Origin of the sequence: Pedobacter sp. MC2016-14 (genome assembly GCF_020991475.1) — a bacterium.
GTDB lineage: Bacteria > Bacteroidota > Bacteroidia > Sphingobacteriales > Sphingobacteriaceae > Pedobacter.
The window spans coordinates 1,226,788-1,249,052 of the sequence record NZ_JAJMPA010000001.1 but is presented as its reverse complement, the minus strand read 5'-3'; the positions used below and the strand labels follow the sequence as shown (position 1 = coordinate 1,249,052).

The 22,265-nt window shown below is 40.6% G+C and carries 21 protein-coding genes and 1 tRNA gene; 9 read left to right on the top strand and 13 right to left on the bottom strand.

Going from position 1 to position 22,265, the window contains the following annotated elements; translation table 11 throughout:
* Window positions 1–62: 62 nt before the first annotated feature.
* Both LPB86_RS05240 and LPB86_RS05235 read right to left on the bottom strand, forming a co-directional pair.
* A complete protein-coding gene (locus LPB86_RS05240) occupies window positions 63–4,142 on the bottom strand; it encodes a hybrid sensor histidine kinase/response regulator (RefSeq protein WP_230641605.1) in 4,080 nt (1,359 codons plus the stop codon).
* A 199-nt stretch (window positions 4,143–4,341) separates the two neighbouring features.
* Entirely contained in the window at window positions 4,342–4,659 is a 318-nt protein-coding gene (locus tag LPB86_RS05235) for a Dabb family protein (RefSeq protein WP_230641604.1), read from the bottom strand.
* 79 nt (window positions 4,660–4,738) lie between these two features.
* Here LPB86_RS05235 and LPB86_RS05230 point away from each other — a divergent pair, with 79 nt between their 5' ends.
* The 3 genes from LPB86_RS05230 (at window position 4,739) to LPB86_RS05220 (ending at window position 6,494) form a co-directional block, all read left to right on the top strand.
* The gene (locus LPB86_RS05230) at window positions 4,739–5,473 is read left to right on the top strand and encodes a ThuA domain-containing protein (protein WP_230641603.1); all 735 of its coding nucleotides are present in this window, start codon (window positions 4,739–4,741) and stop codon (window positions 5,471–5,473) included.
* Between the two features lie 569 nt (window positions 5,474–6,042).
* The gene (locus LPB86_RS05225; protein WP_230641602.1) at window positions 6,043–6,414 is read left to right on the top strand and encodes an RNA polymerase sigma factor; all 372 of its coding nucleotides are present in this window, start codon (window positions 6,043–6,045) and stop codon (window positions 6,412–6,414) included.
* 9 nt (window positions 6,415–6,423) lie between these two features.
* A tRNA-Cys gene (locus tag LPB86_RS05220) sits at window positions 6,424–6,494 on the top strand.
* 36 nt (window positions 6,495–6,530) lie between these two features.
* Here LPB86_RS05220 and LPB86_RS05215 read toward each other — a convergent pair.
* The 3 genes from LPB86_RS05215 to LPB86_RS05205 all read right to left on the bottom strand — a co-directional run bounded on the left by LPB86_RS05215 (window position 6,531) and on the right by LPB86_RS05205 (window position 8,767).
* Window positions 6,531–6,794, bottom strand: coding sequence for a hypothetical protein (locus LPB86_RS05215; protein WP_230641601.1), 264 nt, complete (start codon window positions 6,792–6,794; stop codon window positions 6,531–6,533).
* Between the two features lie 85 nt (window positions 6,795–6,879).
* Complete coding sequence (locus tag LPB86_RS05210; protein WP_230641600.1) at window positions 6,880–7,254, bottom strand: response regulator; 375 nt, start codon at window positions 7,252–7,254, stop codon at window positions 6,880–6,882.
* Entirely contained in the window at window positions 7,229–8,767 is a 1,539-nt protein-coding gene (locus tag LPB86_RS05205) for a PAS domain-containing sensor histidine kinase (RefSeq protein WP_230641599.1), read from the bottom strand. Before LPB86_RS05205 ends, LPB86_RS05210 begins: the two co-directional genes overlap by 26 nt.
* Before the next feature lie 355 nt (window positions 8,768–9,122).
* On the opposite strand from LPB86_RS05205, the gene LPB86_RS05200 reads away from it, so the two are divergent.
* Window positions 9,123–10,535, top strand: coding sequence for an ATP-binding protein (locus tag LPB86_RS05200; protein WP_230641598.1), 1,413 nt, complete (start codon window positions 9,123–9,125; stop codon window positions 10,533–10,535).
* 20 nt (window positions 10,536–10,555) lie between these two features.
* Here LPB86_RS05200 and LPB86_RS05195 read toward each other — a convergent pair whose 3' ends face one another.
* A complete protein-coding gene (locus tag LPB86_RS05195) occupies window positions 10,556–11,119 on the bottom strand; it encodes a hypothetical protein (RefSeq protein ID WP_230641597.1) in 564 nt (187 codons plus the stop codon).
* A 388-nt stretch (window positions 11,120–11,507) separates the two neighbouring features.
* On the opposite strand from LPB86_RS05195, the gene LPB86_RS05190 reads away from it, so the two are divergent.
* Window positions 11,508–11,735: a hypothetical protein gene (locus LPB86_RS05190; protein ID WP_230641596.1), complete on the top strand. Its 228-nt coding sequence runs from the start codon at window positions 11,508–11,510 to the stop codon at window positions 11,733–11,735.
* Between the two features lie 72 nt (window positions 11,736–11,807).
* On the opposite strand, the gene LPB86_RS05185 is transcribed toward LPB86_RS05190, so the two are convergent.
* Entirely contained in the window at window positions 11,808–12,095 is a 288-nt protein-coding gene (locus LPB86_RS05185) for a hypothetical protein (RefSeq protein WP_230641595.1), read from the bottom strand.
* A 255-nt stretch (window positions 12,096–12,350) separates the two neighbouring features.
* Window positions 12,351–12,986 carry an MgtC/SapB family protein gene (locus tag LPB86_RS05180; RefSeq protein ID WP_230641594.1) on the bottom strand — a complete coding sequence of 212 codons (636 nt, stop codon included), beginning with the start codon at window positions 12,984–12,986 and terminating at the stop codon, window positions 12,351–12,353.
* Between the two features lie 259 nt (window positions 12,987–13,245).
* Between LPB86_RS05180 and LPB86_RS05175 the strand changes: the two genes are divergently transcribed.
* Window positions 13,246–14,283 carry a low specificity L-threonine aldolase gene (locus tag LPB86_RS05175; RefSeq protein WP_230641593.1) on the top strand — a complete coding sequence of 346 codons (1,038 nt, stop codon included), beginning with the start codon at window positions 13,246–13,248 and terminating at the stop codon, window positions 14,281–14,283.
* A 7-nt stretch (window positions 14,284–14,290) separates the two neighbouring features.
* Here LPB86_RS05175 and LPB86_RS05170 read toward each other — a convergent pair whose 3' ends face one another.
* Window positions 14,291–14,893: an FMN-dependent NADH-azoreductase gene (locus LPB86_RS05170; protein ID WP_230641592.1), complete on the bottom strand. Its 603-nt coding sequence runs from the start codon at window positions 14,891–14,893 to the stop codon at window positions 14,291–14,293.
* Between the two features lie 116 nt (window positions 14,894–15,009).
* Here LPB86_RS05170 and LPB86_RS05165 point away from each other — a divergent pair, with 116 nt between their 5' ends.
* Together LPB86_RS05165 and LPB86_RS05160 are read left to right on the top strand one after the other, a co-directional pair.
* Window positions 15,010–15,378, top strand: a complete 369-nt coding sequence (locus LPB86_RS05165) for a winged helix-turn-helix transcriptional regulator (RefSeq protein ID WP_370632798.1) — start codon at window positions 15,010–15,012, stop codon at window positions 15,376–15,378.
* Window positions 15,379–15,426: 48 nt separating this feature from the next.
* Window positions 15,427–15,930 (top strand): DinB family protein, encoded by a 504-nt coding sequence (locus tag LPB86_RS05160; RefSeq protein WP_230641591.1) that lies wholly within the window; start codon window positions 15,427–15,429, stop codon window positions 15,928–15,930.
* Between the two features lie 28 nt (window positions 15,931–15,958).
* Here LPB86_RS05160 and LPB86_RS05155 read toward each other — a convergent pair whose 3' ends face one another.
* Window positions 15,959–16,411, bottom strand: coding sequence for a DinB family protein (locus LPB86_RS05155; RefSeq protein WP_230641590.1), 453 nt, complete (start codon window positions 16,409–16,411; stop codon window positions 15,959–15,961).
* A 95-nt stretch (window positions 16,412–16,506) separates the two neighbouring features.
* On the opposite strand from LPB86_RS05155, the gene purU reads away from it, so the two are divergent.
* Window positions 16,507–17,346 (top strand): formyltetrahydrofolate deformylase, encoded by an 840-nt coding sequence (gene purU / locus LPB86_RS05150; protein WP_230641589.1) that lies wholly within the window; start codon window positions 16,507–16,509, stop codon window positions 17,344–17,346.
* Here purU and LPB86_RS05145 read toward each other — a convergent pair.
* The 3 genes from LPB86_RS05145 to LPB86_RS05135 all read right to left on the bottom strand — a co-directional run bounded on the left by LPB86_RS05145 (window position 17,339) and on the right by LPB86_RS05135 (window position 22,251).
* A complete protein-coding gene (locus LPB86_RS05145) occupies window positions 17,339–18,757 on the bottom strand; it encodes a DUF2867 domain-containing protein (RefSeq protein ID WP_230641588.1) in 1,419 nt (472 codons plus the stop codon). The genes purU and LPB86_RS05145 overlap by 8 nt on opposite strands.
* Before the next feature lie 112 nt (window positions 18,758–18,869).
* Window positions 18,870–20,771 (bottom strand): TlpA disulfide reductase family protein, encoded by a 1,902-nt coding sequence (locus tag LPB86_RS05140; protein WP_230641587.1) that lies wholly within the window; start codon window positions 20,769–20,771, stop codon window positions 18,870–18,872.
* 7 nt (window positions 20,772–20,778) lie between these two features.
* Window positions 20,779–22,251, bottom strand: a complete 1,473-nt coding sequence (locus LPB86_RS05135) for a RagB/SusD family nutrient uptake outer membrane protein (protein ID WP_230641586.1) — start codon at window positions 22,249–22,251, stop codon at window positions 20,779–20,781.
* Window positions 22,252–22,265 lie beyond the last annotated feature (14 nt).

Here is a 22,265-nt window from a genome sequence, read left to right as displayed (position 1 = left end):
ATTGCAGGTGTGTAAACTCGTAAATTAGGAGTGCATTTTCGATACCTGCCTTAAAAAGGCAATTAGGGGCGCTTTTTTATTTCATTTTTGACCTTGTAGCGTTTGGTAAATGACTTTCTATGCTTCTTTATAAATTCTGAAGGGTTCAGCTGAAATACTTTTAGAAACTGCTTACTAAAATATTTCGAATCATTGAAGCCTGTTTCAAAAGCAACTTCATTGACGTTATATTCCGTATTGATCATAATCTCTGCTGCCTTGCGGAGCCTGATGAAACGAATAAATGCACTGACGGACTGCCCTGATATAGACTTTACCCTTTTATACAAATTAGAATGGCTCATACCAATTTCATCTGCAAGCGCCTGGATGCCAAAATCCGGATCATTTAAGTGCTGTTCTACAATGACAATGCAACGGTCAAGGAATTTTTTATATTCCTCCGAAATCGTAATCACATTAGATTGCAAGGTGATTTCGTTATAAAAATAACGCTGAAGGTGGTTTCTATTTTTCAATAAATTGGCGACGCGGGCAATAAGATAAGCCTTTTCAAAGGGCTTGCCGATATAATCGTCTGCCCCACCCTGCATGCTCTTTAATTTCAAATCCTGAGATGAACTGGCCGTCAACAAAATGACAGGGATGTAAGATAACGCAGGATCTGCCTTAATTTTTTCACACAATTCTATCCCATCTATACCCTGCATTTTAAAATCCGTGATAATCAGGTCCGGCAACTTTTCTCCTGCTATCTTCAAACCATCTTCGCCATTCTCTGCTTCATAAATCAGGTAACTTGATTTAAAAATACTTTTTATGTATTTCCTAATGTCTTTTTCGTCGTCTACGATCAAAATCGATTGCTGATCGCTTACTAAATCATCTGACTGATATTCCATTTCCTGGACTTCTTCTTGATCTAAGAAATCGGCAGGCAATAGTTCATTTAACAGTACAGATTCGCTGGTACCTTCATCTGCAAAGTTCACATCCGGAAGATGGGTATAGCCCTTTAATAATTTAAAGTAAAATATGGTACCCAGTCCCAGTTTACTTTCATAATATAATTCACCATTATGAGCCTCCGTAAACTGTTTGGCCAGATATAAACCAATTCCGAATCCCGGTTTTGAAAAGTTATCTGTACGTTTGGCCTGGTAAAAGCGCTCAAATAATTGTGTACCGGCATCCTCAGGTATTCCATGACCAGTGTCTTCAACGGCTACCAGTACTTCTTCATTTGTTTCAGACACCCTAAAAATTACCCTTCCTTTTGTGGGCGTATACTTCAGTGCATTAGAGATTAAGTTAAATAGAATAATCTCAACTTTTTCACGGTCAGCAAAGACTTGCAGATCATCATTCTCAAAAACAAAATCATATTGAATATTTTTAACGTTGGCCTGCTGAACAAAGCAGAGGTATACCTCTTTACAAAGGTCGTAAAAGTTCAATTGCGAAGCGTTGATCCGGTCTGAGCCTGTATCTGTTTTTCTAAAAAGCAGCAATTGGTCTACAAGACTCAATAACCGTCTCGCATTACGGTACACGATGTTTAGTTCTTTGTTGTCCTCAGGTTGTCGGGAATTAAATTTTTCGATTAAATCTTTTACCGGATTAATGATCAGCGTAAGTGGAGTACGGAACTCGTGCGAAACATTGGTAAAAAAAGAGAGCCGCTTTTCTGTCAGTTCTTTCTCCTTTTCATTGATCACCTTTTCCTTCTCCCTTTCTGAGCGCTCTCGTTCATACTCTGCCTTTTCACGCTGTGCATTCAAATTTGCAATTTTTACCTCATACTTTAATTTTGTTTGCTTTGCCCTATAAAGCAAGTAAACATACACCAGAGAGGCTGTAATGCACAGATAGCCTAAGTAAGCCCACCAGGATCTATACCATGGAGGCAACACAATAATTCGAAGTTGAATTTCCTGGCTGCCCCAATTCCCTTCGGGGTTAGTGCACCTCACCCTAAAAACGTAATGTCCTTCATCAATGTGCGTATAAACCGCTGTTCTTTCTTCCCCATTGTTGTTCCAGCTTCTGTCCCATCCTTCCATAAAATAGGCGTATTTTATTTTATTTGGAGACGAATACTCTAAAGCCGTAAAACCAAAGGAAAATACAGCTTTATCATATGGAACTTTTAGCTCCAGAATCTTGTCACTTGATTTTTTTGAAACGTAAAACCGGTCATCTTCAATCGATACGTTATTAACAGCTATATTGGTTAACAAAAGTTTTGGCGTACTATTCACCGTTTTAATAGCGGATGGCTGAAACAAATTAAAACCTTTAATACCTCCAAAAACCATTTCATTAGACCTTAGCTTTAGGGCCGAATTGAATTGGAACTGATTACTTTGAAGGCCATCGTTTTGATAAAAGTTTTTAAAGGACCTATCCTTCAGGTTAAACCTTGATACGCCATTAAAAGTAGTTAACCAAAGATTTCCTTCATCATCATCTGTAATTGTAAGTACCGAATTGCTGCACAGGCCATCATGGGTAGTATATCTTTTTACAATCTTTTTTAATTTCCTATCAAATAACAGGAGTCCACCATCTTCAGTACCTAACCATAAATGACCCTGGCGATCTTCCTTAATGTCCCTGACTAAAAACCCGATGCTATAAAAATTGTGCTTTTTGTTTTTTTTATCAACTTGAACGAGCTCAGACAAATTTCCGCCCCATAGGTTTCCAGCAGAATCCTCTGTAATCGAAAAAAGATCGGACAACCGGAGGTCAAAAAGCTCAAAAACATCCTTTTCCCTGTTCAATCGGTATAAACCACCCAAGAGACTTCCTCTACGTAAGGTAGCTGCCCAAAGCATCTTTTCCCTGTCTTCAAACAGATCAAAAACAACAACGCTTTCTATTCCAGATTCAGGGTTGACACATTTGTATCGTTTAAAACTATTTGAAGAACGATTATATCTGTTGATGCCATCAAAAAAAGTTCCTACCCAAATGTCATTCTTGTAATCTTGCAGTACCGATGTAATGTAATTTCCAGAAATTGATTCGGGATTGGCAGGATTGTGCGTGTAAAGCTCAAACGACCCTACCTTACGGTTCCATACATTAAGCCCAAAATTTTCTGTTCCTATCCAAAGCTTACTTTCCGTATCTTCAAACATCGCAGAGACTGCATTATTAGAAAGACTATTCCTATTGCCTGGTTCATGTCTAATGGTTTTAAAAATGCTTTTGTGTGGATCAACTACATTGATGCCCATCAAGGATGTGCCAATCCATTTTCTGCCATCTTTATCTATGTAAATTGCATAGATGGTGCCAGCACCAACCATATAATTTGTGCTAGAGCCGACTACCGGGTTGAGTTTTTTTTCGTTGAGGTTATAACTATAAATGCCACGCTCATGGGTACCAATCCAAAGATTTCTATTCCGATCAATTGCCAGACTAAAAATACTTTTATCAGCTATGGGCTTCAGCGGCCCAATCATCGTTTTTAATAAGGCATCATACCTGTACAATCCCTTATTAGAGCCAATCCAGATGTTGTTTTCATCCATTTCCAAACAGGTGGCCAACGAAACCGTGGTATCTACCAAAGAAATTTTCCGGGTTCTATAATCAAGTTTACCTAAGCCTAAATTTTGAACAAATACCCATACGATTCCATTCCGGCTAATTTTTACCGATTGTATCCCATATTTTTTCGTCTCGTTTCCGTTTACGATTAGTGGAACCTGCTCTGCAACTAAACTCCCTTTTTTGCAATAAAGCAGGCCCAACCCTTCAGTTCCAATAAAAACGTTTCCTTTTTTATCTGGTAAAATATTTCTGACAACTTCCCTAATGGGTACGTTCTGTCCAGTCAAAGAATGGTAGCTAACCGTAGAAAATTCTCCAAAAAGATCGTTATATACGCTGATACCATGGAGCGTCCCTATCCATAAATTGTTATCAATATCATTAACAATGGTAGAGATACTATTGCTTACTAAAGAATTAGGGATATTAAACTTATTTCTAAATGTTTTAAAGTTATATCCGTCAAACCGGTTTAAACCATCCCTGGTACCAATCCACATAAAACCTTTATGGTCCTGATAAATACACCTTACGTTATTATTTGACAGTCCATCATCTATGTCCAAATAATCCATAGACTGGCTGTACGCCGGGTATATAGCTAACCTGGTTAACAGTAAAATTAAGAAACACAGAAATACCCTCACCTGATGTAGATTATAATTGGAGCCCTAAATATAGTCTTTTACAGCTTTTGATGCGATAGGCTGCTATTTTTCAGTTTCAATCTTGCGGCTATCATTATCAAGACAAGTAAGCCGCAATTTTATACTCTTACTTTTCCACTACATCATAAACCAATACTCTTTCCCACAGGTGGCTGTAGTTTTCAATAAACGCCAGGTGCAGGGGATGTGATTGATAGGCAGCTTGTCCTTCAAGGTCATCAAAAAATAACAGTTCAGACACGTCCCAGCTATTGTCTACTACTGCCCTCTTTTCTGTACTGGCGGCAATACCTACATGTAAGCCCCGTACTTCTGGTATTTTTGAAAGCGCTTTAACACCGCTTATCAATTTTGCCTGATCTTCTTTTGATCCTGGATTTTTCAGCCAGAAAAACACGTGATGTACCACTGGATAGTTCTTCATAAGAATTAAAACTAGGAAACCTTACCGAGGTTTCAAAATTACCGGAAAGAATGTATCTTTAAAAACCAGATGTAACCCTATGAAAAGCTTAAACCGTATTGCCAAAGCAAGCACATTAATTTTATTGATCTTCTGCGTCTTTAGCGCATCCGCCAGAAACTATCCCAAGGTACTTATTTTTAGTAAAACAGTTGGTTATCACCACCAATCTATAGCCACAGGAATTACAGCCATTCAGATGCTTGGAAAGGCAAATAAATTTGAGGTAGATACCACTACCAATGCCTGCTTATTTACTGCCGCATACCTTAAACAATATAAAGCAATCATTTTTTTAAGCCCTACAGGGGATGTGCTGAACGATGAGCAACAACTGTCTTTTGAAAAATACATACAAAGCGGCGGAGGTTTTGTGGGCATACATGCCGCAACAGACTGCGAGTTTAACTGGCCATGGTATGGAAATTTAGTAGGTGCATATTTTAGCGCTCATCCCAGTCAGCAGGAAGCAGTAATACAAGTTAAAGATGCTAAGAACATCGCTACGCGGCACCTTCCTTCAAATTGGAAGCGCAAAGATGAATGGTATAATTTTAAATGGGTAGCCAAAGACCTGCACATTTTACTGAACCTGGACGAGAAAAGTTACGATGCAGGCAAAGGTAAAATGGGTGCTGAACATCCCATAGCCTGGTACCATACCTATGATGGTGGCAGGGCTTTCTATACCGGCCTCGGCCATACAGAAGCCTCTTATGCCGACCCGCTTTTTTTAAAGCATTTACTCGGCGGGATCAAATATGCAATGAAGTAAAATCTACTGATGAGCCGATTAAATTCCTTAATCGGCTCATGACTTACAACTGGCAATTTCCCGAATGGCCTCACTTCACTTATCATCTAGAAAAAGTAAATGATAAAATGCTGGCAAGTACATAAGCATCACCAAGGCCTCCAAAGCTACCGCCACGCGCGACCTCCAAAATCTGGTAGAGATTGGCGTATTAATGCAAGAAGGATCAGGTAGGTCTGTGCATTATCAATTGAATATTTAGCACGAACTATTTTTAAAACATATAGGTGCTGAGCCTACTTTTACACACTTGTTTGATAGGCACATTAACAGTGACTGAATTATAATTTGGATTCCAAACATTTTAACGCATTATGATGCATAGCTCCTTCTATATTTTTCCGTCAATAAAACAATACCTAAATTGTTTAGATCCGCCAACGGGACTACTTCAATCTGACAGGGAAGAAATAAAGAAAAATAAAGACTACTAAATTTGTAGTATTTAATATTAGTGTTATATTTGCAGTGTCAAACAAGGCCAAAGAAATCATTTCCAGCTTTATTTGATGGCTTCAATTATAATCAAGATGAGTTACAAACAAATAGACAACAGCGCACGCAGTGATCAGGAATTGCTTAGCCTGATCCTAAATGACGACAAAGATGCTTTCAAAGAACTGTTTCATAAATATTACAAACAGGTATCCTTCCTGGTTTCTAAACTGATCAGTGACGAGGTCATTTCTTTAAATATCATTCACGATGTTTTCTTAGAAGTTTGGAACAACCGGCACCAAGGCATCACCAGTCCGCTAAATGTTCATCTCTTTGCATTGACTTGTACAAAAATTTACGAATCCCTAAATAACACCGAAAAAGAAATAGAGGTTAAAACAACATCTCCAAGGGAGTGGTTTATCGGACTGTTTAAAACACAGCGTTTGGCCCTGAGGCAATAAACAGCATATAGTCATGTGGCCGAGAGGATAGGTAAGGGTCTGCAAAACCTTCTACGACGGTTCGATTCCGTCCATGACGTCAATAAGCCGGGAGCTGATCTCCCGGCCCTATAATCTTAATTTGCCATAACATCCGTACCGAAATACTTTGAATTATGATACAACAAGATGAGCATAGCTGCAATTGCCTTTTCAAACAGCACAGGCTTGCCATTCCAATGTAGTACACTTTCAAGATCAAATTCATCTGTACCATTTTTATCAAAAGCTTCGTATAAAGTAAAATCGAAAGTGCCTTCAGTATTATTAAGTTCGATAAACCAGGAGAAGGAGCATAGCTGATAAGGTGGCTGGAATATTCGCCGGCCATTCTTAATCAATTTGTAAATTGTTTCTGGCTGATTCGATTCAGTTTATCCTTGATAATTCCAAAATCCCTTCCCTTTAAGGCCGCAGTAGGTCATGTTAGATCAAGCGCCGGATTTTAGATTCCAGATCATTCATGTCAAAAGGCTTGGCAATATAATCGTCAGCTCCTACACTCTCCGCAATTGCCCTCCCTTCAGCACTTGCAGAGTACATGATCACCGGCAATGCGTCGAATTGTGCATCTGCCTTAATATTCCTGAGCACCTGGTCACCTGAAAGAAGAGGCATCCATATGTCCAATAGCAATAGGTCTGGTCGCTCTCGCTCCAATCCTTTTAACACATTCAAACTATTGGCCTCCGTGATGACCTCGAAGCCATATTCGTCAATGATCATTTCCATCATTTCCAGGATCCCCGCATCATCATCACAAATCATGATTTTCTTAGACATTTCCCTTCTCCTTTCCATGATAATTGATAGGCAAGGTAAATGAGAATACCGATCCTTCTCCCGGCTCACTTTCCACCCAAAATGAGCCACCGTGATTCTTGATGATCTGATCACAGATGTAGAGTCCAATCCCCATGCCCGGATAATTCTTCTGTATGGCCCCTACCCGATAAAATCGCTCGAAGATTTTCTTTTGTTCATCCTCTTTAATCCCCATTCCGTAATCTTTTACGGAAACCTTGATGAAATCACTCACTTTCGATACGTAGATCTCCACTTCATCGGCCTCTGGTGAATATTTGATTGCATTACTGATCAGGTTGGTCAGCACCTGAATGAGGTGCGATTCATCCCCAAAATACGGAATACCCGCTTTACCCTTAGAAATGATTCGGTAATTAGGTGTAGCAGTTTGCATACCTTCGATTGCTTCACAAACCATTTGATCAAAATCAAAATGCTCTTTATGTAACTCTATATTTCCGGATTGAATCCTGGATACGTCCAGCAGTTCGCTGAGCAATTGATTTAAACGTTCCACATACATCCCGGTCTTGTCTACTACAGACCTGAATTTATCACTGGCCTGCTCAGGGATCAGGCGCTGCATCATCTGCACATAGCCAACCACTGTGGTTAGCGGAGTTTTCAATTCATGACTGGCAATAGACAGGAAATCATCCTTTCTTTGTTCAATTGCACGCCTTTCAGTAATGTCTTCTATGGCTAGTAAAATCCGGTCTTTGAACTTCCCTTCCAGCTCCACACGGTGTGCGTTCAAAAGCATCAGCTTTCGGCCTATGTACGGAAATTCATGTTCCACTTCATAATCTAAAACGGGATTGTTGGTAGGAAGGATATCCTCCATCATTTTTCTTAGCTCGGGGATATCCCATTGCCCGTTACCAAGATCATAAAGCAACTTACCCTTGGTTTCATTGATGCTTACTTTGAAAGTATTTAAAAAGTGGTTGTTTGCACTGAGCACCTTGTAATCCTTATCCATCACAATTAGACTTTCGCGAATAGTCTCCACAATGCTGGAAAGGTATTCTTCACTTTCCCTGAGCATCCTGGTCCGCTCGGTCACTTTAAGTTCAGTATCCTTATAATTTTGTTCAAGTTCCTGCTCAGCTTTAACCCTGGCCGAGACATCATTCTGAACGCCGATGAAGTGCGTCACTTCACCTAAATCGTTCTTAACCGCAGATAGGTACAGTTCATTATAGAACAATTTTCCCTGTTTGGTATAATTGCGGATTTGCACAACGCAATTTTCGCCGTTATCCAGCGCCCGCCTGATGTCAAATCGCGCCTCCTGATTGCGGTCCTGGCTTTGCAAAAACCGACAGTTGCGACCAATGATCTCTTCCCTGCTGTAACCTGAGATCCGCTCGAATGCAGGATTGCAGTAGATGATGGGATTGTCCGGCAACAGATTTTCAGTGATCACGATACCTGTATTCGTTGCGTCTAATATATTGACCAGCAGCATAGGATCCGGGCTGCTCTGCTTAATATCAAATGGCATAAACTATATTTGTCTAATAAACGCAAATCTACAAAGTTTTGTTTAAGAGAACCAAAAAAAAGCTCTACAACTAGAATGAATGAGGTATAAAGAAGTTGAAAGTTGAGTTGGACCATCTGGGTACCCGCAGGCAAAACTTATTAAAACATCTAAATCTCGTATAGGCATTTTCTCCGCAAAATATCCATGCCAACTCGATTCAGGGCGAAATACCTAAACAAAAAAACAATAAACTAAAATTTTGTTTAGACCCATAAGTAAATGGGTCGATAATTGCTTATTCTTGCATTGCGAATAGCGATGGGACAATTTATTTTCTATAAGACTGCGTTTTAGCATTAACATCACAATGAAAATGAGAATAGATTCACTTCTTCAGTTACATTCAATACGCCAACAGCAGACTAAAACCTGGTTTCAATTTACCGTACCTTTGTTCCTTGCGATTATTGCCACCTGGGTTACGCTAAACCCACTTTTTGAAGTAAATTACCGCACGCCATTTTTGCTTTACTTCGCAGTAATCTTTTTGAGTGCTTTTTTCGGTGGGAGTCGCTCCTCACTTATCGCTACTTTAAGTTCGGTAGTTTTGTCACTGCTCTTTATCCTACCGAGATACCAGCCTAGTTCAGAGGTTTTTGTAATGGCAACCCTGATTTTCTTCATAGAGGGTTTGTTACTTTCACATCTGTTTAACCGAATAGAACGTGCGCAGAGCGATTTGAGAGACAGCGAACAGCGGTTTCGCGGAATCATAGAAAAAAGCGCTGAAGGTGTAGTCATGACCGATAGGGACGGAAAGATCGAATACCTCTCTCCATCCGTGTCCGAAGCCATCTCCAGCCCAGAAGGGAGCATTATTGGAACACCAATCTCCAATTTTATTCATGCCGACGAAACTTCATTTAGGGAAAAACTAGTCAGCCTTAAACAAGGAAGAATTAGCGAATTTGATTTCCTGACTCGGTTAAAGACAGCTGATGAACGCTTCGTTTGGATAGAAGGTACCGCTATGAATCTTTTACAGGAAAAGTCCATTGGTACACTAGTTTTTCAATACCGGGATGTGAGCAGTCGTGTTGAACTGGAAATGCAGAAAGATGATTTTCTGCATCTTGCTTCCCATGAATTGAAAACCCCAATCACCTCCATAAAAGGCTTCATTCAGGTACTAAAAAAACGACAGCTAAAAGAGAACCGCGGAGATGACACTGCAATGCTTGAACGCATTGAACACCAAGTTGAAAAGTTAGTTAAACTAGTAAACGATTTGCTTGACATGACCAGAATTAAAAACGGAGAAATGTCCTATCACTTCGAAGTTATAGACTTCAATGAATATATTACAAAACTTTTTGACAACTATAAAAATACTTTCCCTGATCATGACTTTATCATTAATTTTTCTGGGCAAACCTCAGTTTATGCAGATCGGGAGCGAATTGCTCAAGTGATTTCTAACTTAATTAATAATGCCATCAAATACTCGCCAGGTAAAACACGCATCGAAGTTACAGTCGGCTTTATTGATGGCTTCCTGAGAACAAGCATCAAAGACCAGGGAATCGGTATCCCTCAAGATCAGCAGCAAAAGATTTTCAAACGCTTCCATCGCTTCCTGCAACCTACAAAAACTACTTTTAACGGGCTAGGTATCGGCCTTTATGTATCCAGGGAAATAGTAAAAACACATAAGGGGCAAATGGGTGTAATCAGTGAAGTTGGTGAAGGAGCTGACTTTTGGTTCGAATTGCCACTGTTCATCTGAGCTATGTGGTAAAAGTATGCCTATACATATTGCGGTGTAAAGCCCTGGTTTAAAATATCCAGCATCTTCAGCACCACAGTTTTTATGGCCTTAAGTGCAGTCTCAGAAACCTTTTCGTAGGTGTTTTTCAGGTTACTTACCGATAAAACACCTGCATTTCTTCCTTTACCCGGCGTAACAAAACACCTGGAAATAAAATCCAAAAAGTGTGAACGTTCTTCTATTTCGATACATCCCGCCTCAATTAAGGTACGGAGCAGGCAACTCAGCGAGGGCACAGATACCGAAACCCTTACCTTATAATCGCTGCCCTTTAAACGTCCGTTCAAATCTACCGGCATCAGTACCGCTTTATTCTTGATCTTTTTCTTTAACATCTTGATGGTAGATTTGATATAAGCCACAATCGTCTCCTTTAAACCTGGGTAAAAATGGTCAAAGCAACCTAAACTCGTTTCTTTCTGATCAACATACTGCTTTTCCAGTTCAAATAGCCGGTCCAACTTTCCGGCCACATCAAAATAAGCAGATAGTTCGTTGGCGAGGCTTTTGATAAAAAATTTCTCAAAAACAAAACTTAACAAGTGTTACACCGAATAAACTGGTACTCCAAAAATAAATTTACTGGTTCAATAAAGTTACCCTAATCGCCATGTTACCTATAAGACCACAACTTTTATAACTTTAATTGGGCAAGGGTATCATACGCTTAAATCGATCTTTTACCGGCAATAGGAATTCAAGTCATGAAAGCTCCTTACCAAATATGGGAGACGCCTCTGTTCTCAAATCAATGAATACTAATCTGCACAGGCTCGTCCTAATTTAACTGCGCAAATGATAGCCATACGTACCCCATATCCTTCAACCGTTCCAGAATAACTAACAAACTCTTTAACAGCTTGCTCCGGCACGTGTTTTGCAAATATCTTAAAGATTGTAAGTTTAGAAATTGACCAACAAAATATTACCATGAGAGCCTTCATTCCATTTACCCTTACTGCCGCAATTGCCTCCGGAGTTATACTTGCTGCCATAGACATGAAGAATCCAACTATTGGGATCGGGATCTCTCTGGTAGCCCTGGCATTTTTTGCATTGTATTATTTTGGCAGGGCAAAAAAGCTACATGCCCAGAAACAAAAAGAACGCTTGTTTTATCAATATTTCATCAATCAGCAAAGCAGAAGATCTTTTTAGGCTAAAGCTTGGTTTCTGTAAGGGTCTGCAAAACCTTCTACGACGGTTCGATTCCGTCCATGACGCCAATTTTTACCGACCTACACAATTGTTGAGCTCACGTTGATTGTGCAGCATAGCAGCTGCCAGTAACAATTCATGCAAGCGTTCATAAAACAATACCAAAGCTTGTTTCTCTTCATTAGATTGTAAGGGATTTGAATTGATAAAAGCAGGCACCATGATTTGCCAAAGCATGGCCTGCGCATCATCAAGCTCATAATCTATATAAAAAGTTTCCAATACCTTTTGAGCATAGGTTTTTAGTTCGGCTTCGCTACCTATAGGGCGTTTGTGTAAATACAATTCGGTTGTGGTCATGGGCATAAATCTTTTCACAATTCGGGGTACTCTCCGCATATACTGTGTTACAGATAGCGCTATAGACAAGATGTCATTTGCATGTTTAAGCAGCCATTTAAGCTTTGCAATTGACCTACACAAATATAGCACAATAACTAATAATATTTAGTGTTGTTGATAATATTTAGTAAGCAACACCAAATATAATCTATTATTATAATTACGCTAGGGGCAGCTGCCTGAGTTCACCAGCATTGTAAAAATCTGCTCCAGCTAAAGAAAAGTGATGATGTCTGGATGAGTGGCGAGTGTTTCGCTTAATTGGTTTAAGTACCTCTTTTTTCCGGATACCTGCCAGATCACGGTGAGCATATCCTCCGATTTGCTCACCTGCAGGCGTTCGATAAGCAATTCATAGTCCTGCAGTTTTTCTTCCAGCTGCCGGATCTGGTTAAAATCTCCGTTTCTGAATGTAACACTTACAATTTTTTGCTTCTGTAATTTACCGATCAGTTTTTCTATTTTACTCACCATTAATAAGATAATTAATGTAATGATGGTGAACACAAAAGCAAGGGCATGGTAACCGATGCCGGTAGTCATGCCGATGGCTGCTGACGTCCAGATTACAGCCGCAGTAGTTAAGCCACGCACGGAAACCTGATCTTTAAATATCACCCCGGCACCAATAAAACCTATCCCTGTAATGATGTTGGCAGCAATACGATCGTCAGCTCCTGTTCCATGACCAGAAACAATGGTAAAAATTGTAGATCCTAAAGTGATGAGGATAATGGTCCTAAAGCCTGCTGACTTGCTTTTATACTCTCTTTCGAACCCAATAATGCCACCACAAAGAATGGCCATCAGCATGCTTACAATATCCTTCTGTTCAATAATAAAATCCATTCTCTATAATAGTAATTCCTGCACTAGAAACGTCAATTCATCATAAATGTTTAGAAGGCCCTATAAAAGAAAGGGAATAAAAACTATGGTTTAACGGATGATCCGTTTTACTTCTACCGGATAAAGGATAAGACCTAAGCCTAAACATGTTTCCGCGCCGCATCTTTAGGCCATTGGCTAATTTTTAATTTAGCGCTTAGCCAGGAAACGACCGTACAAGAGTTTGCCCTCATGTTCTATCTTTGTGAAAATTTAGTGTATGAAATATAGTTTTAAGAACGATTACGGGCGGGGTTGTCACCCGCAAATACTGAATGCCTTATCGGTTTCTAATATGGAGATAGAGGAAGGCTACGGTGAAGATCGTTTTTCCAAAGCGGCAAAGGAGTTGATTAAAGCGGAAGTGGGCGGTGATCCGGAGGTTTACTTTGTTGCTGGCGGTACACAGGCCAACCTTACGGTAATATCTGCATTGCTAAAACCATACGAATCGGTCATTTCGGCCAATACCGCTCATATACAGGTACACGAAACCGGGGCTATAGAGGCTACGGGACACCGGATCCAAACTATTGATACGCCTGATGGAAAGCTTAGACCTGAAGACATACAAGGCTTATTGACACTTTTTGAAGAGGTACACACCACTATACCGAGGTTGGTATACATTTCCAATTCTACAGAAGTTGGCACCATATATTCAAAACAGGAACTGATGGCTTTGTATGAATGTTGCCGCGCAGCGGGTCTGCTTCTGTTTATGGATGGCGCGCGTTTGTCATCAGCCCTGGCCTCCAAAGAAAACGACCTCAGTTTCTTAGACCTGGGTAAGTATACGGATGTTTTTTATATCGGCGGCACTAAGGCTGGCGCATTACTCGGCGAAGCCATTGTGTTCAACAATAAAAACATCAGCACTGGTTTTGCCTACAACATGAAGCAGAAAGGGGCGCTAATGGCCAAAGGAAGGATTCTTGGCATTCAATTTCTGGAGCTTTTTAGGGATGGTCTTTTTTTAAAGCTGGCGGCCCATGCCAATGAGATGGCACAGCAGCTAAAGTTTGCGATAAAGGGAATGGGAATAGATTTAATATGCGATACTTCTACCAATCAGATCTTCCCTGTTCTTAATAACAGGGTAGTTGAAGCTTTAAAGAAAGACTATGAATTTATTGTATGGCAGAAAATTGATGCTGAACATTCTGCCATACGATTGGTGACCTGCTGGGCCACGGAAGAAGAGGCCGTTAAACAGTTTTTGGAGGATTTGAGTTCACTTAAAAGTCCTTCCAATTGACCAGGATTTAGTCGATGGTTATACTGCCGATCGCTTTCTCCATTGCCTTTTCCATGATGCCGGGCATTTTAACCCCTTCTGCACGGAATACGGTTACATCTGTCATGCCCAAGAAGCCTAAAAAACTTTGAAGGTAAGGTACAACAAAATCGTAAGCGGCGGCCGGACCTTCAGAAAAAACGCCGCCAGAAGACATCGCGATGTATACTTTTTTTCCTTTAACCAGGCCAACGGGACCGCTTTCTCCGTATCCAAAGGTGATGCCCGCCCTGGTGATGTGGTCTATCCAGGATTTTAATGCCGTATGGATGGTAAAGTTGTACAAGGGGGCTCCGATGACAATGATGTCTGCAGCCAACAATTGTTGAACAAGTTCGTTTGAAAGCCTGATAGATAGCTGCTCTTCTGCCGTTAACTGATCTCCGGGAATAAAAAACGTGCGAAGAACGGCAGAGTTAAGGTGTGGTATTTCCATCTCTACCAGGTTCAGTTCTTCTAGTGTACTGCCCGGATATTTTTTTTGAATTCCTTCTATGACCTTGTGACCGAGCTTAACGCTATTGGATGCTGCACCCTGGATGCTGGAAATTAAATGAAGTATGGTTTTCATAATATGCCTTTTATATTTTCAAGGTCAAAAGTAGGCCGGGCAGCTGATAAAAAACCCCTACTTACCTAAAGGAAAGTGCTTACATCGAGGTAAGTGAGTACCTTTACAGGATGAAGATGATGATCAATGAACCGCCTATAAGTACCGCAGAATGTACAAGTTCGCTCAGAAATGTCCTGGATGCACTGTACGTGCTAAACGGGAAATGGAAGCTGGCCCTGATCCTTTGTCTGGTAGAATCGCCAAGGCGCTTCAACGAGATCCAGCACCAAATGACAGGCATATCATCTAAAGTGCTGGCTAAAGAACTAAAGGACCTTGAGCTGAATGACTTTATTACCCGCAAGGTTTATCCGACTACGCCGGTAAGTATCATTTACGAAGCAACCGAGTACAGTCAGACTTTGAGGAACGTTATTGCTGAATTAAGTGCCTGGGGAGAGCAACATCGGGAAAAGATTAAACAGAGCATGAGAAGACCCTAAAACATTGCACTTGCTCACGTTGTTATCTATTTGATAAACAAAATGATTATGATACTAAAATACCTCTTAGAAGAGTTTGAGCAGGAAGTAAAGAGTACACGTAAATTATTACAGGCCGTTCCTGAAAAAGACCTCAATTATAAACCCTCAGAAATTTCCTGGACAATGGGGCAACTTGCCCAACATATTGCCACCATATATTATTGGTATGTAGGAACGCTTACCAAAGATGTTTATGACATGGCCGGCGATAAGCTTGAGCGTGCTGATCCGGCCGATATTAAAGCAACTTTGGCGCTATTTGAAAGCAATGTGGAGCTGGCAAGGGCCGCATTAACATCGCTTACCGAAGAGAAGCTACAAGACTTGTGGACCATGAAAGTGGGTGAACAGGTTGTGCTTGGTCCTCTGCCCCGCGGCACTGTATCCCGAGGATTTTTGTTTAACCACATCTACCACCATCGCGGTGAATTGGTGATCTATTTGCGTGCTACCGGAAATAAAGTGCCGGGTCTGTACGGCCCGACTTACGAGGACAGTCAGCAAGGTTAACTTAATATTTATAGTTGGCTGCAATAGCTTAACGCACAAACTGAATATAATCTGTATTGACAGGATCTAATCCGTTTTTACGCATCTCCTGTGCAATTTGAGCCCTATGATAAGTTCCGTGATTGAAGATATGAAGTAAAATATCGTTGATGTTATTTTGAAACTCCCGGCCATCGGTAGTGTAACACTTAAGGGGGGCAGATTCCGGATTTGCTTCCTGTTTAGCAATTTGTGCAGCAATACCATCAGCAGTATTTGTATGCATCGCAACGCAAGTTTCCAGCGAATGGTCATCCCATACTCCGGTGCTAGCTTTCCTGATCTCCAGCCGGCTTAACCATCTGGACTGTGCATTCATAATGTGACTGAGCAGGTGCATGCAGGCATACGGAACCCTGGCCTCATTTTGTTTAAAAGATTCAAAGAGCAGTTTATTTGCCCAATCATTATATAACCACATTTGCTTCAGAAAATTATCCATCAGTTGAGTTTAAAACTCAAATCTATGCATAGCTTTTTGATTTTAACTGCGCATGTATCGCTATCTTTCACTATAATTGGTTATCAAACCGTATTATGAACAAATTCACTATCCTTATTTCCTGTACCGATCAGGTTGGCTTAGTTACCAATATTACAAGAGTGCTTGCCTCGCAACAACTTAATATCGTGGGCATGCGTGAGTTTGTTGATGAAGCAAATAAAGCTTTTTTTACACGTATTGCCTGCGTAGGTGATTTTGAGCAAACAGAAAAACTTGAAGCAAACCTTGCTGAAATTCTTCCAAAGGAAGCGGAAATAAATTTGATTGCCGAACAGGAAAAGCAAATTGCCGTGCTGGTGACCAAAGAATACCATTGTTTATCAGAAATTCTGATTAGAAATCATTTTAAAACTTTAGGCGCAAATGTTCAATGCGTAATTGGGAATTATGAGGAGCTTAGGGATTTTACGGAAAAACTAGGAATTCCATATTTTTATGTTGCTCATCAGGGCAAAGACAAATTGGAATTTGAAGCCGAGATAAAGGCCATCATTAACCAATTTGAGGTAGATTTTTTAGTATTGGCCAAATTTATGAGAATCCTCTCGGCAGATTTTGTAAAGGATTTTGCAGGAAAAACCATCAACATTCACCACTCTTTTTTACCCGCTTTTATTGGTGCCAATCCTTATAAACAGGCGTTTGAACGCGGTGTAAAAATTATAGGGGCAACGGCACATTTTGTAACAGACAACTTAGACGAGGGACCAATTATTACCCAGCATACCACCCATGTTGACCATAATTTTGGTGTAAAAGACATGGTTAAAGCCGGAAAGGAAATTGAAAAAAAGGTTTTGCTCGAGGCGTTGGAACTGATTTTTGAAAATCGTGTTTTTGTTACCGGAAACAAAACCATTGTTTTTAAGTAGCAATCTTCTTTATCATCCCGTTAAAGATAAAGTAATGAAAAGGCAACACTGCATACCAGTATAACCTGCCTCCAATTCCCAGCGGACGAAAAGTGGCGGTCTGCTTAACGATATCGCCCTCCACCCTGAATTCCAGCCAGGCCTCACCCGGAAGTCTCATTTCTGCATACAGCAACAGCCTCTTTTCCTTTCTATCGGCATAAATTACCCGCCAAAAATCCAGGGAATCGCCAACTGATACCAGGGTTTGGTTCTTTCGGCCCCGTTTTAAACCCACCCCGCCAAATACTTTATCGAGAAAGCCCCGGAAACTCCAAAGCCAGTTGGCATAATACCAGCCTGACCGACCGCCAATTGCAAAAATGCGATCTGCAGCCTGCTCCGCGTTTGATGTCTTTAATGTTTTTTTGTCAGTGAAGACCCCAAATTCCGGCACACTTAAATGCTCCTTAATTGTCTTTTTGGAGTACGCACCGCCTATTGCATCCGACCAACTAGACAACACCAGATTTTGCTCAATTTTATCAAAGGCAATAGCCACGGCACGTTTGTAGGGAATTAAGTCGATATGAAGTTTTTCAGACAAGTTATTTGTAACTGCCACCACATCTACCCTCATACTATCGACCAGGTTTTTTGCAAGCGCATAAGAGGTAGAAGTTACAAAATAGAGCCAGTAAGAGGATAAGCGTGGCGTCATTACGGGTACCATTAAAATGTGTCTTTTTAATCCGCGTACCTCTGCAAATTGAAGCAGCATTTGTTTATAAGTCAGCACATCAGGACCATAGATGTCGTAATGCTTTCCGTACGTAAATTCTTGATGCAAAACAGAAGATAAAAACTCTACAACATTTCTAATGGCAATGGGCTGGCATTTGGTGAGCAGCCATTTAGGAGCAACCATAACTGGCAACTTTTCTACCAGGTCTCTAATAATCTCAAAAGATGCGCTGCCTGATCCAACAATAATTCCTGCACGCAAAGTAGTCAGTGGGATCTTTGATGTACTTAAAACCTCTTCTACTTTTTTCCTGGACAAGAGGTGCTTGGAAAGCTTTTCATCATTGATGATACCACTTAGATAAATCACCTGTTTGGCTGCTGTTTGATCTATGGCTTTTACAAAGTTACGTGCAGATAATTCTTCACTTTCACTGAATGAGCCACTCACACTCATGGAATGAACGAGGTAATAGGCGGCATCTATATCGTTAGGAAAATCCGATAGATTTTCTTGATCCAACAAGTCTATTTCAATAACTTCGAGACCAGCATGCTGAGCAAATTTGTTTTTATTAAATCTGGAAGCATCACGAACACTGCAGACTACCTGATGACCTGCATCCAATAAAACCGGCAACAATCGCTGGGCAATATAACCTGTGGCACCTGTTAAAAGTATTTTCATGAGTTGATCCTGGACTATACCAAATCAAAACATTGCATTTATTCATTTTGTTAGCACTTTGCTCAATTATAGTTTTGATCAAACTATAAAAAACAGGCATTTTGGATAAAAGCTATTTACGCTTCAACAAAACCTCAATTTGCTGGCTTAGCTTAGCTTCCATTTCTGCACCCTCAAAGCCAACTGTACGGAACTGCATTTTCCCGGTTTGATCAAGAAGCGCTACTGTTGGGATGAGGCTGAACCCTACTTTTTTACCCAGGTCTTTATCCGTATTAAAATACAATGGAAAGGTGTAATTGCTGTTCTTTTTCATCCATCCCCTGGCGTCGTCAATGGTATTGCCTGCACCGCTGTTGATGACCATAAAAACGACATTTGGATTGTTTTTATACTTATCATAAACCTTCTGCAGAAAAGGCATTTCTTTCATGCAGGGGATACACCAGGTTGCCCAAAAATCCATGATTACAATCTTTCCCTTTAGGGAATCCATATTCATCACTTTCCCACTTAAATCGGTAATTCCGTTTAATTCCGGTCTTGGCAAATTTAGTAACTGCTTCTCCAAACGTGAGACCAAATTGTTGTTTTTTGCATCCTTTAACAGTTGTAATTCCTTTACATAAGCAGAACCATCTGCATTAAATTTAATAAAATTGCGTTGTGCTATAACACTCGCCACATCATCAAAGGGATTATCTACCACCAGCTTCCATGATTTTGCATAGGCATTCTTATAGTCAGCATTAGCCTCAAAAACAAAAGCAGCATTTAGTAAAACCTCTCTGTTTTCAAAGAAGCTTATCGACTTGATGGTATAATCAAGCGCGGCAGTCTTATCGCCCATATAGACTTTATTGAGAGCCATTAATGACAGCAGACCAGCTTTAGCCTCTTGAACAGTGAGGTTGTGAACACTATCGTCCACATAAGGCAGCACATAACCAAAGTCGGGCAGGTTTCTGATATTACCTACAGGCCAGTGCTGAATCATTGCCAACGATTTTTCTGCATAAGCAAAGGCAGTTTCCGGAGCGATCTTGTAGCTAGTAAAAGCAAGTGCTATGTCCCGCAAATCTCTGGCTGTGTAAGGCGTTGTTTTCCCTAAACTTTTCTGCGCATGTTCAATAGCTTTATGGGCATCACCTTTGGAAAGGGCGTTTTTAAAAAGAATTTTATGAATTGCAATAGCACTTTCTCCTTTAGCATGAACATGTGCTAAAAGCGAATCCAGACGTAAAATCATTTTTACGCTATCATCGTGTTTCGCAATTAATGCACTGAGGTATAAACGGCCTAAGTCTGACGCCGGATAACGTTTTATGACAACTCTTTTTAAGGAATCTGTACGGTAACCCTCCCCAATCATATTAAATGCCATGCTGATGCGACTTAAATTAACCGGGTTTTCTGGATCTTTTTCAAACTGCTGATGAATGGTACTTATTGCTTCTCTTTTTAACCCAGCTGCCTGAGCCGGTGTCGCAGCAGCCATTTCTATACTTTTTAACCTTACCTGCGCTTCGAAATTATTGGGATACAGGGCAAGTTCCTTCTGCAGCAAAATAATTTGTTTTTGAAGGAGATCGGGCGCATTGGGATTTTGACTTTTAATACCGTAAGATTCATGGAAATAACTGTCCTTAACTCTTTTTTTTCCTTTATACACAGCCAGAGTAAAATCAGCATCTGCTGTCGGCCTATCCTTTAGTTTTCCGCTTTGGAAATAAAAAGATGCGAACGTTGCATATGCAGGTACAGTGAAAGATGTTTGCCAGGCATTGCCCTGCCAGGTCATCAATAATTCCCAGGGAAGATTATAAAATGTAGAAGAGGTAAAAATAAGGCGCACAGTTTTAGCCTCTTTTACCTGCGCAGCATTGCTTGCTGAAGGACGGTAAGTAAGGGTTACTTCTTTACCCACCTGCGGATATTTGGGATATATTTCCAAAACCTGAGCTTGTAGTTGCTGGGCAGCAACTACAAGACAGATCAATATAATTTTTTTCATCGTGCAGTTAATTCGATGGGTTTGGAGTAAGGGTAGGATTGGTTCTTAATGCTTCTGCGGGAATGGGCATCAGGATAGCCTTAGATTTCCATGATGGTTTTGTTAACGGAAGGATATCATCTGCACGGGTTTTGGTTGGATCTCCGGTTACGCTTTTCCAGCGTTTAAGGTCAAACCAGCGATGACCCCATTCTGCAAATAGCTCTATGCGGCGCTCTTTTTCCACCAATAGCATCCCGGCAGCAACCGATGTCGGCAAGGTGACGCCAGATAAACCTCCACGAAGACGAACGGCATCCAAATCTGCCTTTCCCAATGCGAACTTGCTCAATTGCATCCTGGCTTCTGCACGAATCAGATATGCTTCTGCAAACCTAAGCACCATAGAATACTCTGTAATGGTGGGTGATACGCGTACCTTGTACTTATAGGGATAAGTATTTGTAACTGTAACACCAGAGGTAGTAACATTCCATTGTCCCGTCCATGCGCCTCTACGATAATCATAAGCATCGATTGCATTACTGGTACTATTGGGATCACGCTTCTCAAATTCTTGAACCAAACCATAATTTGGATCCCTCGTTAACCTGTAATTCGTAGCTGGAGAAGTAAGGCTTGCCGGAACCATGTTAAAACCCTCTATTGTGTTCTTATTCAATAAGGTATTTACAATATTCAACTGCCAAACGGCATCTGTACTGTTTTTCAAGAATGTGCTACCCAGTGCAGTACCTGAAAGCATTTGATAAGTACCTGTTTTTGCAATCAGTTCAGAAGCCTGAATTTCTGCATTCACGTTATCACCGGTGTATAAGTAGGTTCTGGCCAGCATCAGGATTGCAGCAGCTTTTACCGGCCTGGTGCGCTCTCCACCTGCATAAGTATCCCCCAACAGGCTTTTAGCCTCCAGTAAGTCGGCAATGATGGAAGCGTATACACTTGCAGAAGCAGTTCTGGGTAGATTTGTGTTTTTCAGCACGTCAGTATCCAGGATCAAGGGCACATCACCAAACAGGTTGGTCAGGTAAAAATAGCAGAACGCTCTTAAAAATTTCGCCTCACCCATCAACTGATTTTTCATTGCTGTAGTCATTCCTGTTGAAGCCGTTACGCCTTCAATCACCTCATTGCATCTGTAAATGTAATTATATGGTTGCGCCCATACCGAATTTACATAGGTGTTTTCTGCGGAAACCACATTGGCCTTAAATTCCAGAAAAGTAGCCACATTGGCTTCGTACAAGAATTCGTCCGCAGAAATCGGCCCCATAAACATGGTAATCAAATTTGCAAAAATGTAGTTATCTGAATTCATATCAGAATAAATCCCAATCATTGCCGCATTGGCCGTTTTGTCACTGGTAAAAACACTGCCGCTTTCCAATTCTGTTCTTGGCGAATCGATACCGATAATTTTTTCGCATGATACCGTGGTCATCAACAACACAATACCTATAATATATTTAATTACTCTCATTGTATTAGCATTTA

Coding starts and splice junctions, on each gene's coding strand:
- LPB86_RS05240 (WP_230641605.1), bottom strand. CDS start 4,142: ATGGATTATTTGGACATAGATGATGGACTGTCAAATAATAACGTAAGG.
- LPB86_RS05235 (WP_230641604.1), bottom strand. CDS start 4,659: ATGAAGAACTATCCAGTGGTACATCACGTGTTTTTCTGGCTGAAAAAT.
- LPB86_RS05230 (WP_230641603.1), top strand. CDS start 4,739: ATGAAAAGCTTAAACCGTATTGCCAAAGCAAGCACATTAATTTTATTG.
- LPB86_RS05225 (WP_230641602.1), top strand. CDS start 6,043: ATGAGTTACAAACAAATAGACAACAGCGCACGCAGTGATCAGGAATTG.
- LPB86_RS05210 (WP_230641600.1), bottom strand. CDS start 7,254: ATGGAAAGGAGAAGGGAAATGTCTAAGAAAATCATGATTTGTGATGAT.
- LPB86_RS05205 (WP_230641599.1), bottom strand. CDS start 8,767: ATGCCATTTGATATTAAGCAGAGCAGCCCGGATCCTATGCTGCTGGTC.
- LPB86_RS05200 (WP_230641598.1), top strand. CDS start 9,123: ATGAGAATAGATTCACTTCTTCAGTTACATTCAATACGCCAACAGCAG.
- LPB86_RS05190 (WP_230641596.1), top strand. CDS start 11,508: ATGAGAGCCTTCATTCCATTTACCCTTACTGCCGCAATTGCCTCCGGA.
- LPB86_RS05185 (WP_230641595.1), bottom strand. CDS start 12,095: ATGACCACAACCGAATTGTATTTACACAAACGCCCTATAGGTAGCGAA.
- LPB86_RS05180 (WP_230641594.1), bottom strand. CDS start 12,986: ATGGATTTTATTATTGAACAGAAGGATATTGTAAGCATGCTGATGGCC.
- LPB86_RS05175 (WP_230641593.1), top strand. CDS start 13,246: ATGAAATATAGTTTTAAGAACGATTACGGGCGGGGTTGTCACCCGCAA.
- LPB86_RS05170 (WP_230641592.1), bottom strand. CDS start 14,893: ATGAAAACCATACTTCATTTAATTTCCAGCATCCAGGGTGCAGCATCC.
- LPB86_RS05165 (WP_370632798.1), top strand. CDS start 15,010: ATGATGATCAATGAACCGCCTATAAGTACCGCAGAATGTACAAGTTCG.
- LPB86_RS05160 (WP_230641591.1), top strand. CDS start 15,427: ATGATACTAAAATACCTCTTAGAAGAGTTTGAGCAGGAAGTAAAGAGT.
- LPB86_RS05155 (WP_230641590.1), bottom strand. CDS start 16,411: ATGGATAATTTTCTGAAGCAAATGTGGTTATATAATGATTGGGCAAAT.
- purU (WP_230641589.1), top strand. CDS start 16,507: ATGAACAAATTCACTATCCTTATTTCCTGTACCGATCAGGTTGGCTTA.
- LPB86_RS05145 (WP_230641588.1), bottom strand. CDS start 18,757: ATGAAAATACTTTTAACAGGTGCCACAGGTTATATTGCCCAGCGATTG.
- LPB86_RS05140 (WP_230641587.1), bottom strand. CDS start 20,771: ATGAAAAAAATTATATTGATCTGTCTTGTAGTTGCTGCCCAGCAACTA.
- LPB86_RS05135 (WP_230641586.1), bottom strand. CDS start 22,251: ATGAGAGTAATTAAATATATTATAGGTATTGTGTTGTTGATGACCACG.